Below are 12,872 nucleotides of genomic sequence, written 5' to 3'. Positions count from 1 at the left end.
CGCGACGGCGGCGCGGGCCACGTGCTCTGCGCGTCGGGGCGAGCGCACGCGAGCGCTACCGGGCCCCGGCACGAGGTCCGGCCGTTGTCGAGCCGGGCGGCGCGGGCAGGACATCCGCCGCGAGCGCCGGCTCCGTGTCGGAGGTCGAGGTCTCCGGCAGCGGAGGCGGCCCGATCGTGGGATCGACTCGCACGAGGGTGAGGTCGCCGTCGGCGAGCACACCCGCCCGCCGGCGCGCGGCCACCCATCGGGCGAGTTCCGACGGGCCGCTTGCCGCCGGTTCCCGCAGTTCCTCCCACGGCCGGCCGCCCGCCAGCGCCGTGCGCAGGAACCACGCGCCCGCCGTGTCGTTGGCGACGTAGAGCAGGTCGCGGTCGGTCCAGGTGCCCCGCGCGCACCGCACCCGTCGGGCGACCGCCGCGGGATCCGCGCCGTTGCTGGTCGCGACATCCATCCGCCGAGAGGTCGGGAACACGCGCCAGAGCCGGTCGCCACGGACCTGGAAGAGGTACGCGTCACCGAGCACCGCCGCGGCCCACTGGCCCCGTCCCGACAGCCACGGGTGCGGTGCGAGGTGTGCGGCGAGGACTGCGGACGCGTGTGCCCCGCGGGTCAACTTGCGGAGTTCGTACGGCTGTACCGGCATCCCGCGCCGGTCCCGCTCGACCAGGTAGCGCCTGGTCAGGTTGGGCCATCGGTCCGCCGCCCGCGCCAACACGTCCGCGAAGCCCGTACCTCCGCACAGCAGCGGTGTGGGCGCCGCCCCGCAGGCGCGGACCAGGAGTTCGGCCCAGCGCCGTGCGAGCAGGCTCTCCGCGGCGCCGTCCGCGAGCGCGACGCGCAGGGCGCCGGGTCGGTCCACCCGGGCTCTTCTGCAGGCGGGCCCGGCCGGGGTCAAAAACCCCCGACCGGCGCCGTCACCTATCCAGACGGCGTCCTCGTACTCGAGTGGTTCGCCTTCGTGCCGGTGCAGCGCCAGGACCGTGACGTTCGCGCGCACCGTGCCGTCTCCTCTGTGGTGGTACGAGAACCTCTCAGCCGCGTACGTCCGCGATCGGGTTGGGGATGTCGACGTAGACGGACTGGGTCTCCAACGGGACTTCGAGTTCGTCGAGACCCGCGACGCGGGTGAGCAGGTTGGCTTTGCACCGCAGTGTGGCACCGTCGAGGAGGCGGTCCACCAGCGGGCGTCCGGCGGGGTGATCGGTGCGGGTGCGCACCAGTCGGTCACGGAAGATCGCGATCAACGCCTGTTCGTCCGCCAGTCCTTGCGCACCCATCGCGCCCACCAGACCGAGCACGTTGTTGATCGCCAGGTAGTAGCCGAGACGTTCGTCGATCACATGATCGGGACACCACGTGCCCAGATCCCGACCCGCGCCCGGGAGCCATCGCGCCAGACGGGCGCCCCGTTCGGCGGAGAAGTAGTAACCCTGGTTGCCCCGATAACGACCGCCGATGGGACGGCCGTCGGTGTCCAGCACGACCATCGTGTTCTGCTGATGAGCCTCCAGGCCCAGACCGTATTCACCGTGCAGCCACAGGATCGGCGCGACCAACACGTCCAGATAGCGCCGAAACCACGACTCCGCGGTCTCCCGCAGCGGTGTCGCGGTGCGCGCGGCGAGCGTGTACAGCACGTCGGCGAGCATCGACCTGCTCCGCGCCAGATCCGGGCGCGGAGCGGACAGGCCCGCGATGCAGTGCACCCGATCGCGCGCGCCGAACGGGTTGTCCCGCACCACGAGTTCGAGCCCCGACTCGCCACGCCCACCCGGGATGTCAACGGCGATCCAGCCCAGGTCGCGCAGCACGTCGAAGCCGGGATGGGCGGAATGCATGACCCGCTTGAGGCCGGCATCGAGCATCCGGTGCACCGCGAGACCGCGGCGCAGTTCACTGCGGTGGTTCTCGCGCCGGGAATTGGTGATCTCGACACCGAGCGAGGTCTTGAGCATCACGGGCGCGCCGGAGCGGTAGACCGTGCGCAGCGAGGATGTCGCCGACCAGGCGGGACCGCCGGGTCCCAGGTCGCGCAGCAGGCCGCGATCCAGGAGGGCCGCGACACCCGGGCGGGCGAGCACGTCCCGGGCCTGCCACGGGTGCGCCGGCAACGCGACCATGCCCGGAGGCAGGTTCACGTCGCCCTCGGCGAGGCCGGCGAGGACGACCGGCACAGGCCGCCCCAGGTCGCCGTCGTGAACCGCGACCGAGGGGTCGACGGCGAACCAGTGCAACGGGAAGGAGCCACGGAGCTCCGGCGAGTAGCGCGGCGAGGAGGGTCCGTACATGCCCTGCCGGGATGCCGGCGAGGGGTGCATCGGGTGACCGAGCACGATCGACTGCTCGGTGCTCAGGAACGGTGTGTTCCCGGCAACGTCCTCGGGCGACTTGCGACGCTCGGAGAGGTGGTGTGCGATCCGCCGGGTCGAGTCGATGACCCGATCCGTCATGTCGGCGATCGCGGTGATCGAGCCGACGCGACCGTGCGCGGCCTCGATCGCGAGCAGGACCGCGAGCGTGGTGGCGTCCAGTGCGACGCCGCTGCTCAGTCGGACCGGGCCGAATCGGTGCATGCCGGTCTCGGATCGATACAGGATCGGCGCGACGACGGTGCTGGCGGTCGCGGGCAACGGAAGCCGTAACGGGCCGTCCGCCGGTACCACCGTTCCGCTCTCGCGGATGCGGCAGCGCAGCAGATTTTCGATGGCCGCGTGATCGGCGGCGCGCGCCGGCACGGGATCGAGCAGCGGATCGAGCAGCGAATCGGTCGAGACCCGGTCACCGGGGCCGGAGTGCCGCGCGGCGCCGAGTACCGCGCCGGTGCGCGGGTGTTCGGGTTCGACGTGGGCCGGATGGTCACGCGCCGGCGAGGATTCGTCGCCGGCGGGCCCCGGGATGGGCTTTCGAGGGCTGCCCGGTCGCGCCGGCTCCGGAAGCGCCTCCGCGGATGTCGACATGTGCGGTACGTACCTCCCCTGGTCTGCACGGCCGTGGGTCGGACTACGGTTCGGATCGTGGACGCGGTCCATTCGCCACCGCTCCGAGGGACGTTCACCGTACGGCAATCCGTCGGTTATCAGAATCATGTCCCGCAACGGGGCCGCGTGTGCGGGCTTTGCGCGATGGCGGCCCCTCGTCATGATCCGCGACACCGGTGGGCACGGCATCGACGGCGGATGCGAACCGCTACCCGAAACGTCGTCACCGAGCGGTCCGGAGGACTCCTCCGCACGATACGAACCTCCCGGTAAGAGCGACGTCAACGGCCGGAACAGGCGGCTCCGAGCCGGTTTTCCGTCCGCCCCCGCCGGCCCGTGAACATGCCGGCGGGTCTGGGGGCGGATCCACCCATCCGCCGGCGTGGCGATCGGGACGGACGAGGGGAAACCACGTGGCGCACCCCTCACTTCCACAAGGAGCTTGCACCACTTCGGGACGGCTCGGGGCACTTGTGGAGGATATCCCTACGACGATCGCGTGATCCGCCGATCACCATCACGCATCGCCGTCATGCGGTTACGATACGAACGCCCTTGTCCCGCAGGCGCCGAGGGTCGCATGCGAAGGGAATCTCCCGGGCCATTCCGCGCGTCCGCGCGGGAGCCCGCACCCGCAGGGGTTCCGTCACCGTCCGACTCTGCCGATCTCACGTGCCCTTACGACGAGTTCGACCGCACGCGGCCTCCGTGAACGGGGTGCGCCCGCACCCGCCGCGAGGGGATCAGGCGACCGGCCACGGCAGAATCACCCACAGCGTCTTGCCGTCCGGGTGGGCCTCGATGTGAATTTGACCGGCGAGTTCGGTGACGATGTTGCGGACGATCAGCAGGCCGCGGCCCGACGTGTCGTCGACCGTTTCCAACAGGGCGACCGGACGGTAGGGATGGCGATCGCGAACACCCAGCCACAGCCAGCCGTCGTGCACGGTGCACGTCACCGAGACCTCCGGCGACAGTACGGCCGCGTGTTCGACGGAATTGGTGATCAGTTCGGAGGCGACCAACTTGAGGGCGTAGCCCAGGTCGTGCCCGTAGGGCAGTCCCCAGTAGGTCAAATGGTCGGCGAGGGCACGCCGGGCCTGTGCGACGGAGGCGGGTTGGGCGGGCAGGGTGAACCAGCAGGATCGCTCGTATCCCGTTCCCATGTCACCCCTTTCGGCACCGCGCCTCAGCGTACTGACCGGCGCGCTTGCGGGCGCACGGTTGACGATTCGTCATATCGCTACGATTCGATGATCGGTCGCGTGTGTGAGCGAAGGTCGACATGGGCAAGACCATCGCAGTCCACGTCCCTCCCGGCGTGTGATTGTGAGCGCCGAACAACGGCATTCCTTCGCGAATGACCGGATTGTGCACGGTGCGGATTCCAGAAGGGTGACTACCTGTGGTGGAAGATCTCGATGCCGTCGAACAGGCCATGCTGGCCAATCTCCTCGACGGTCGGCGGCCTCGTCGGCGCAGTTCGGAAACGCCGACCCGGTCCAATCGACAACACCAGCCGCCGCAGCAGCGCCGTCAGGCGCAGTCGGTGCCGCGCGCGGTCATCCCGGCGCCGGCGCCCACAGCGGCTCCCAATCGGGACGCTACGCGCGTACTCGACATCGGTCGGGTGATCAAGCAGATCGACCCTCGGACCACCCCCGAGCAACGCCACGCGATGGCGACGAGTTGGACCCAGCTGGACCTGACGGCGGCCCAGGTGTTGGCCTGGCTGACCGCCGGCATCCTGCCCACCGAGTACAAGCTCGCGGCCGCGTGCCTGGAGCGAGGCCTGACCCCGCAGGACATGAAGACCCGCCTCGAGGGCGTACGCGTGGTGGAGCGACTGCGCAGCGAGGGCGTCGACGGGGTGGTGGCGCTGCTGCGCAGCGGTGCCGCGTAGGCGGGCCGCATCGAGGCACATCGCAGGCCCGGACCGGGGATGATCATTGACATGGTTCATTACCCAGCCTAGCTTTTAGCGATGTGAAGGATTCGGGGGCGGGTACCGCCGCCCCACCCACTCTGACGCATCGCCAGATCTTGCTGGTCTTTTGCGGGTTGATGCTCGGCGTCATGCTGGCATCGCTCGACGCGACCATCGTTTCGACGGCGATGCCGACGATAGTCGCCGACCTCGGCGGGCTCGAACATCTGGCGTGGGTGACCACCGCGTACACCCTCGCCACCGCCGTCTCGATTCCGCTGTACGGCAAGCTCGGTGACGTACACGGTCGCAAGCGGCTCTTCCAGTTCGCCATCGTGGTCTTCCTCGCGGGCTCGATGTTGTGCGGAATCGCCCAGTCGATGGGGACTCTGATCGCCTTCCGGGTGATCCAGGGGCTCGGCGCCGGCGGGCTCATGAGCAACGCGCAGGCCATCATCGGCGATCTGGTGCCACCTGCGGAGCGCGGTCGCTACCAGGGGTTCATCGCGTCTACGGTCGCCTTCTCGACCGTGTGTGGGCCCCTGATCGGCGGCTTCTTCACCGAGGCACTGTCGTGGCGGTGGGTGTTCTATGTGAACATCCCACTGGGCGCGGTGGCTCTGATGGTCACGTCGGTGGTGCTCAGGCTGCCGCGCAAGGCGTATACCAAGCGTCCGTTCGACCGTTGCGGGCTCGCTCTGCTCACCTGCGGGACCAGCGCCCTGATCCTGTTCACCAGTTGGGGCGGAACGCAGTACGCCTGGATCTCCGCGCCAAGCCTGGCCCTGGCCGGCACGGCGGTCGCCATGCTCGCGGCGTTCGTCCTGGTCGAGCGGCGCGCGGCCGATCCGTTGATCCCTCTGCGGCTGCTCTCGCGCAATACGATCGTGCGCGTCGCGTGCCCCCTGACCATGGTCACCGGGTGCCTGACCATCGGGATGAGCACCTTCCTGCCGATCTACCAGCAGATCGTGCGCGGTCACGGGCCGACCGAGTCGGGGCTGCTGCTCGCGCCGATGATGCTCTCGATGATGGTCTGTTCGACACTGACGGGTCGGTTGATCTCGCGGATCGGCAAGTACAAGCGTTTTCCCCTGATCGGCACCCTGCTCGCCGCGGCCGGGCTCGCGGTGTTGTCACTGCTCGGCACCGACAGCCCGTACCGGCATCTGCTGATCGGACTGATGGTGCTGGGATTCGGCCTCGGCACGATCGGACCGGTCACCACACTCGCGGTGCAGAACTCGGTCGACCAGGCCGACATCGGCGTGGCCACCGGCCTCAACTCGTTCGCGCGCTCGATCGGTTCGGCGCTGGGCGCGGCCGTGCTCGGAGCGGTGTTCGCGCACGGGCTCGCCGACGGCGCCGTCGCGGGTGGGGCCGGCGAGAGCGGCATGGGCGTGACGCGGCAGGCGATCGACGCGTTGCCGGCGGGGCAACGGGAGGCGACACTGACCGGGTTCGCGGACGCTCTGGACGCGGTGTTCCTGGCCGCGATCCCGATCGCGGTGCTCGGCTTCGTACTGGCACTGCTGCTGCGGGAAATTCCGCTGCGCCGAGGACCGAAGCGTCTGACGGCCGCGTCAGCGGACACCGAGCGCAAGCTCTCCGAGGCCGGCTGACAGATCGCGCAGATCCTCCGCCGCGTCCCAGGCCCAGTGGTTGGGGTTGGCGACGAGCGTCTCGTCGGTCTCCAGCCGGCGCAACGCGAGTCCGGCCAGGTCCGGGACCAGGTCGTGCCGGCCCCGCCCGTTCAGTCGATGCAGCACCGCCACCACGTCGCACACGCGTCGGGTAAGGCTGCGTTCGGGCACACCCTCGATCAGCCGGGACAGACCGTAGCCGGCCATCAGGCCCAGGATCATGCCGCGTATGGCCGGTAGGTCGTGCCGCTCCCGCGCCGGTTCGAACCGAAGCCACCAACGCGCCCATGCCTCCGGCTCGGTGGTCGCACGGGCCTCGAAGGCGCTACGGCGCGGCGGCGGGGACGTGGAGCACGAGGAGCCGGCGCGCATCAACCGTTCGAGAGCCGCGTCGACCGCGGCCTCCAACTCGGGATGCGGCGAGGGCAGTCGGTCGGTGTCCCGAGCCTGCTCGGCGGCCGTCACATTCATCGTCGTCATGCGATGAATTGGAGCGGAGGGTCGCGTTGCCGCACCCTGCGATTACTCGTACGAGGGACACTGTGTCGTATGAACGAGTGGGAGCTGTGGCGCCAGGACGACAATGGCGCACGTTTCCGAATCCGGGGTTACGCCGACCGGGTCGGCGCGATCGCCGGGCGGTTGGTGATCGAGTCCGGAATGCCGCACAAACAGGTGTACTGGGTGGCCGGGCCACGCGTCCCGACCTGCCCGACGCCGGCCGATGCCGCAGACCTGATCCAGGCGCTGTCGGCGACTCCGGAGCCGTCGGCCGCCGCGTTTCTCGCCGCGTTTCGGCGAGTCGGCGAATCGTTGCAAAACGATGGTCGGTTGGAGCCCGACACCATCGCGGCCGTGTTCCGCGCCGCGTGGGACACCGCCGAACCCGCCGCCGAAGAGCGGGAGTCGGCATCCAACGCCGAATCCGGGTATGCCGACGATCCCGTGTCCGCACCCGGCCGGGCTCGGGAGCATCTCACCCGCGCCGCCGTCGCGTTGCGCATTCAGGACCCGCAGGCGGTCATGCGCTGGCAGGACCTGCTCGACCTCGTAACACACGTGCCGCGCTGACGGCGGTCGCCGGGCAGGTGGTCGGCCGGGGAATCGACGTCGCGGGAGCAGGGTCACCCATCGACGCAGGGGGAGCGGTATGGGGCGGGTCTATGGGGTCTGATCCAGTCGTATCTGGCCAAGGATCCCAAGGGCCGCCCACCCGCCGCACGGGTACTGACCTACCTCCAAGCACTCGGCGTGGACGCGCACTCGGCCCCGGACACACGGCTCCCCGAAGCCGTCACCACGATGCTTCCCGCCCACCAAGCCCCTGCCGGCTCCTTGCCCGCTCCCGCACCGTCCGACCCGCCCACGCCGACTCCCCCGTCCGCCGCCGCCCCGCCCCATCCAGCTCCCCCTGCCGACGACTCGCGCCCGTCGGCCACCCACTCGCTGCCCGCGCACCCACCGCACGACACGGCCGTCCCCGCACCGCTGTCGAGCCACGCACCGACCTACGCGTCCTCACCCTGGGCGGTGCCCTGCGCCGACCCCCGCAGGCGTGGTCGCGCGGGTCCGATCGCGACCGCCGTCGTGACCTGCCGGCCGGCCGTGAGCACGGCGGTGGCCGTGCCCGGGCTTGTCCACGACGACTCCCCCGCCACCCATCGGACCGACCCGCCGGCCACGGACGCCCCCTCGACCCGGCCCTCCGCCGCAGGGCGCGTGTCATCGGGCGGCGGCACCCCCGGCGGTACCGCTCCCATCGCCGCGGCCGTGCCCCCGACCGCCGGGACCCGCGCCGCGGCGGCCCCGCCGAACTGTGGCGTTGAGACGCGGCACAGCCTCCAGGGCATCACCTTCGCCGTGCCTGCGGGCTGGACCGTCGAGCAGGGGACGGACGGCCCGAACGTGGTGTGCGTGTTGCCGCCCACCCGCGCTTCTGGGTCGCCCCAACGACGGGTGCGCGGTGGACGGTATGGAGATCCGCTTGCCGGACCCGCCCGGTGACGAATGGGGGCGGGCGCTGGACCTCGAATCCGGCTCCGGGTGGGTCTGGCAGGGCGACGGGTGGCGTCGGGACACCATCCCTCACGGCAGCGCCTGGACCACGTCCTCGACGATCGTGGAACGAGGTCTGCGCCCGGCCTGGGGCAAGTCCGCCGACTACCGGCGCTGGACGGCCGGTTGCCACAACGGCTCCGCCTATCACCCGCGTGTGTGGTGGTTGCCGGTCACGAAGCTCTCGATCGAGACTTTCGCGATGCCGCCGAGGTTGGACGCGACGGTCGATCGGATCGCCGCGTCCTTCGACTTCTCGAGCTACTCGGGCACCCGGGGGTGACCGGCGGTCCCGACCGCGCTCACGGCTTCTCCCAGATCTCGAACGCCCGTACCGTGAACGGCACATCGGGGACGAAGACGCCCTCACCCGGATAGGTGCTGAAGTCGCCTTCCGTGGCGCATTCCCGGCTCTGATACATCGTCACGTAGCGATCCATGCGGTTCGCGAAGGACCGCGCGTCGACCCCCTCGGGGAGGGAGACGCACTGCTCCACGTTGGAATCGGCCAACTCGAAGCTCGCCATCGGTGCGCCCGCAAAGCCCGGAGAGGGCCAGAAGCACACCTGCCCGGGCGCACACTCGGACACGGAAGCGGTGTCGGCGGATGCTCCGGGCGCTCCCATCGCGGTCAACAGGCTCGTGGTCAAGGCCAGCGCGCAGACGAAACGACGTCGCATGCGGTTCATGGGATGTTCCCCGTTCGTCGAATCCGTGCCCCGGTTCCGACGTGCTTCCACGGTCGCTCGTGGAGGGGGAGAACGCACGCGAATGGCGGTGAATTAGCTCTAAAGAGTGCACTGAATATCAATATCCCGCATCCGGGAACCGAGGTGCGAAACGTTTCGTCAGTGTAGGTATCGGCTTTACTGGGAGGCTGTCATGGCTGTTGTGTCCGTCCCTCGTCGCCATCTCGTCCGCTCCGCGCTGGGTGTCGCCGCCGTCGTCGGCATCGCCGCGACGACCGTGTTGTCCGGAACGGCGCAGGCCGCCGGCGCCACCTACCTCACCAACATCCGCGCCGGGGAACACGCCACCTACGACCGCGTGGTCCTCGATTTCTCCGCCGGCGTGCCCGCCTACGGGAGCACCACGAGCAGCGAGCTCTACCAGTGCGCGAGCGGGAAGCCGATCAGCTTTCCCAACAGCGCCGAATACCTCGAGTTGGACATCGCGAGCGCCGCCCACGACGACAACGGCAACCCCACCTATACGGGCCCACGCCAGGTGACGACCAACCTGCCCTCGCTCACCGGATACGCGATCACCTGCGACTTCGAAGGCAAGCTCAAGGTCGGCATCGGCTACAAGAGCAATGTGCACCAGGTGGTCACGTCCGTTCTGACCAACCCGAGCCGCATCGTGATCGACGTCCAGCGCTGATCGACATCCGGCACCGATCGGAGGTCGGCCGCTCGGTCGCCGCGACCGACCCCCGATCGTGTGGTCATCCGCCGTTCGACCGCCGCCGGTTCGGCGGCGGTCGGCACCAGCGGCGAATCACCGCGAGCGGATCCACGTCTCGGCGGACGGTGCCCGCGTGCCCGCCACGGCCCCGCCCTCAAGTCGGATCGGGCGCGCTCAGATCCCGCCGTGGTGTCGATGGAATGCCTCCGCCTCGACACCGTCGTCTTCGGCGCCCACCGCCGTGCGTACCGCGTCCGACAGACCGCGCGCCCGCATCCGTCGCGGACCCGCGGCGACCATCGGATCGCTGTTCAGGTCCTTCAACAGCGCGACACACAACGCCATCATCACCAACACGAACGGCAACGCGACCAGAATGGTCGCCTGCTGGAGGGACTTGAGCCCGCCCGCGACCAGGAGTACGGCCGCGACCGCGCCGATCAGGGTGCCCCATACGACCACCAGCAGACGGCCCGGCCTGAGCGAGCCCCGGCTGGTCAGCGAACCGAGCACCAGCGACGCCGAGTCGGCCCCGGTGACGAAGTACAGCCCGACCAGGACCATCGTCACGGTCGCGGTGACGCCGTACAGGGGCAGTGCGTCCAGCATCGCGAACAGCCCCGATTCGGGCCCCTCGGCGACCTTGGCCACCAAGTCGGCCGTGCCGGTCTGTTGCATCCGCAGCGCGGTCCCGCCCATCACCGCGAACCAGACGGTGCTTGCCCCGCTGGGTACGAGTAGTACGCCGATCACGAACTGGCGGACGGTCCGGCCGCGCGAGATGCGTGCGATGAACGTCCCTACGAAGGGGGCCCAGGAAAGCCACCATGCCCAGTAGAAAATCGTCCAGGAGCCCATCCACGCGTCGCCGCCGAAGGTTCCGGTGCGGGTCGCCGTGGTCAGCAGGTCGTTGAGGTAGCTGCCGACCGAGGCCGGCAACACGCCGAGGACGTACACCGTCGGGCCGACCACGAAGACGAACAACATGAGCATCAGCGCGAGCAGCACGTTCGCGGTACTGAGCCACTTGACGCCGCGATGGATCCCACTGAACGCGGACACCACGAACGCGGCAGTCAGGGCCACGATGATCACCACGTGCAGTGTGGAGGTGTCCTCGATGTCGGTGGTGAGGTCGAGGCCCTTGCCCACCTGAAGGGCACCGAGACCGAGGCTCGTGGCCGAGCCGAACACGGTCGCGAAGATGGCGAGCAGGTCGATCGCCCGGCCCGCCGCACCGTCCGCGTGCCGGCCCAGGAGCGGTACGAACGCCGCGCTGACCCGATTTCCCCTACCACGCCGGAAGGTCGCGTACGCGAGGGAGAGGCCGGCGATCGCGTAGATGGCCCACGGGTGCAACGTCCAGTGGAACAAAGTCCATTCGAGCGCCGCCCCGGCCGCGCCCGGGGTCTCCGGAACCGCTCCCGAGGCCGGTGGCGGCGTGGTGAAGTGCTGGATGGGCTCGGCCACCGCGTAGAACATCAGCCCGATGCCCATGCCCGCGCTGAACATCATCGCGACCCAGGCTCCCGTGCCGAACTCCGGTTCGTCGTCGTCTCGGCCCAGGCGGATCCGGCCGTACTTCGACAGGGCGATAAACACCGCGAGCACCAGGAAGAGGTCGGCGGCGACGACGAACAACCAACCGAAATTGCGGATCGTCCAGTCGAGGCCGGTCGATGCCGCCGTATCGAGAGAACCCTTCGCGAAGACGCCCCAGAGGACGACGGCGAGAACAGCGGCGAAGCCGATGCCCGCGACGACCGGGTCCACGCGCGGCGCGGCTGCGGCGTCCCGGCTCGATCCGCTCACTGAGTCATCCTTTTCGTCCGCGTATGCCTCGCATCACATCGTGCGGGCTCACGAATCGGGAGGAGGGGGACGCGCCGGGTCGAACGCCGGTGTCACTCCTTTGTCGCAGCCATCCGCACGGCCTCCGCCGTCGACCGGTGAAGCGCCACGATGTTGCGAACCTGCTTGTCCGGGTCGCGAATCCAGTCCCCGCTCCAGAGGCGGTACACAGCCCAACCACGCCGCTCCAGGCGGGCTGTCCGCAGCCACTCGCGCTCGCGCGCGGATGGCGTCGCGAGGTAGACCGTGCTGCGATCCGTCTCGATCGCGACGAGCATCCGTCGCGAGCGCCGTCCGCACCCTGCGACCGCGTCCGTCGATCTCACCGAATCTGCGCCTGCGCCTGCGGACACAGGCGCGCCGGCGCGCGCGGCCTCGACCGCGTCCTCACCCACATGAGGGGTGTCGCCGAGGCGGGCTCCGAGGCAGCCGCCGGCGCCCGCAGGCGGGCCTGCGCGTGCGGGAGGGGCTGTGGAAGATGCGCTGGTGGCTGCGGTCGGATGTCGGTCGCGGGTTCCGCGCCCATCGACAACGGCATCCACCCCCACGCGCTCGCAGGCGCACACCCCGACCCCCGCGCTTAGGGCCTGTTCTGAGTTCGGATCACGATCGGGTCATTCCGGCCTCGGCGTCCGGGGAAATGCGGTAGACCGGACGGCATGACCCGGGGTGATCTGTCGGATGGCGAATGGGAGTTGGTCGAGCCGCACCTGCCACTGGGGGTGTCCGGACCGATCCCTGACCTGCGGAGCTACTTCAACGCGGTGATGTGGCGGTTCAGGACCAACAGCCCGTGGCGGGACGTCCCGGATCGCTACGGCTCCTGGTCGACGATCTACGACCGGTTCCGGATGTGGGCCCGCACGGGAATCTTCCAGTCCGTCATGGACGCGATGATCGCGGAGGCCGCGGCCCGCGGCGACGTGGACCTGGGCCTGGTCGGCGTCGACTCGACCACCGCACGCGCGCACCACCACGCGGCCGGGATGGCCCTGGACCCCGCGCTCC

13 protein-coding genes are annotated in these 12,872 nt (G+C 69.8%); 6 read left to right on the top strand and 7 right to left on the bottom strand.

The genetic code is table 11. The features are described 5' to 3' along the window. Nucleotides 1-55: 55 nt before the first annotated feature. The 3 genes from ACH4XV_RS18910 to ACH4XV_RS18900 form a co-directional block, all read right to left on the bottom strand. Complete coding sequence (locus ACH4XV_RS18910) at nt 56-1,000, bottom strand: hypothetical protein (protein ID WP_395791147.1); 945 nt, start codon at nt 998-1,000, stop codon at nt 56-58. A gap of 34 nt (nt 1,001-1,034) precedes the next feature. Beyond that, nucleotides 1,035-2,960 carry an IucA/IucC family protein gene (locus ACH4XV_RS18905; RefSeq protein WP_395791145.1) on the bottom strand — a complete coding sequence of 642 codons (1,926 nt, stop codon included), beginning with the start codon at nt 2,958-2,960 and terminating at the stop codon, nt 1,035-1,037. A 764-nt stretch (nt 2,961-3,724) separates the two neighbouring features. Next, a complete protein-coding gene (locus ACH4XV_RS18900; protein WP_078974902.1) occupies nt 3,725-4,147 on the bottom strand; it encodes an ATP-binding protein in 423 nt (140 codons plus the stop codon). A 242-nt stretch (nt 4,148-4,389) separates the two neighbouring features. Between ACH4XV_RS18900 and ACH4XV_RS18895 the strand changes: the two genes are divergently transcribed. Together ACH4XV_RS18895 and ACH4XV_RS18890 are read left to right on the top strand one after the other, a co-directional pair. Then, a complete protein-coding gene (locus tag ACH4XV_RS18895; protein ID WP_380042770.1) occupies nt 4,390-4,884 on the top strand; it encodes a hypothetical protein in 495 nt (164 codons plus the stop codon). A gap of 83 nt (nt 4,885-4,967) precedes the next feature. Beyond that, nucleotides 4,968-6,530: an MDR family MFS transporter gene (locus tag ACH4XV_RS18890; RefSeq protein WP_395791143.1), complete on the top strand. Its 1,563-nt coding sequence runs from the start codon at nt 4,968-4,970 to the stop codon at nt 6,528-6,530. Here the strand turns inward: ACH4XV_RS18890 and ACH4XV_RS18885 are convergent. Further along, nucleotides 6,492-7,031: a hypothetical protein gene (locus tag ACH4XV_RS18885; RefSeq protein ID WP_395791141.1), complete on the bottom strand. Its 540-nt coding sequence runs from the start codon at nt 7,029-7,031 to the stop codon at nt 6,492-6,494. The two genes, ACH4XV_RS18890 and ACH4XV_RS18885, sit on opposite strands and share 39 nt — an antisense overlap. A gap of 69 nt (nt 7,032-7,100) precedes the next feature. On the opposite strand from ACH4XV_RS18885, the gene ACH4XV_RS18880 reads away from it, so the two are divergent. Both ACH4XV_RS18880 and ACH4XV_RS18875 read left to right on the top strand, forming a co-directional pair. Beyond that, nucleotides 7,101-7,622, top strand: coding sequence for a hypothetical protein (locus ACH4XV_RS18880; protein ID WP_395791139.1), 522 nt, complete (start codon nt 7,101-7,103; stop codon nt 7,620-7,622). A 901-nt stretch (nt 7,623-8,523) separates the two neighbouring features. Continuing rightward, nucleotides 8,524-8,889: a hypothetical protein gene (locus tag ACH4XV_RS18875; RefSeq protein WP_395791137.1), complete on the top strand. Its 366-nt coding sequence runs from the start codon at nt 8,524-8,526 to the stop codon at nt 8,887-8,889. Between the two features lie 19 nt (nt 8,890-8,908). On the opposite strand, the gene ACH4XV_RS18870 is transcribed toward ACH4XV_RS18875, so the two are convergent. Then, nucleotides 8,909-9,286: a peptidase inhibitor family I36 protein gene (locus tag ACH4XV_RS18870; protein WP_395791135.1), complete on the bottom strand. Its 378-nt coding sequence runs from the start codon at nt 9,284-9,286 to the stop codon at nt 8,909-8,911. Between the two features lie 202 nt (nt 9,287-9,488). Here ACH4XV_RS18870 and ACH4XV_RS18865 point away from each other — a divergent pair, with 202 nt between their 5' ends. Beyond that, nucleotides 9,489-9,989, top strand: a complete 501-nt coding sequence (locus ACH4XV_RS18865; RefSeq protein ID WP_395791133.1) for a hypothetical protein — start codon at nt 9,489-9,491, stop codon at nt 9,987-9,989. A gap of 198 nt (nt 9,990-10,187) precedes the next feature. Here the strand turns inward: ACH4XV_RS18865 and ACH4XV_RS18860 are convergent, their stop codons facing one another. Then, entirely contained in the window at nt 10,188-11,825 is a 1,638-nt protein-coding gene (locus ACH4XV_RS18860; protein ID WP_395791131.1) for a BCCT family transporter, read from the bottom strand. 92 nt (nt 11,826-11,917) lie between these two features. Continuing rightward, nucleotides 11,918-12,190, bottom strand: coding sequence for a hypothetical protein (locus ACH4XV_RS18855; protein WP_395791980.1), 273 nt, complete (start codon nt 12,188-12,190; stop codon nt 11,918-11,920). A gap of 333 nt (nt 12,191-12,523) precedes the next feature. Here ACH4XV_RS18855 and ACH4XV_RS18850 point away from each other — a divergent pair. Further along, nucleotides 12,524-12,872, top strand: a 349-nt coding sequence (locus tag ACH4XV_RS18850) for a transposase (protein ID WP_395791129.1), incomplete at its 3' end; no start/stop codon positions are given.

Origin of the sequence: Embleya sp. NPDC020630 (assembly GCF_044334985.1) — a bacterium.
Taxonomy (GTDB): Bacteria; Actinomycetota; Actinomycetes; order Streptomycetales; family Streptomycetaceae; genus Embleya.
Note: the sequence above shows the minus strand (reverse complement) of the source record. Positions and strands in the feature narration are given on the sequence as shown.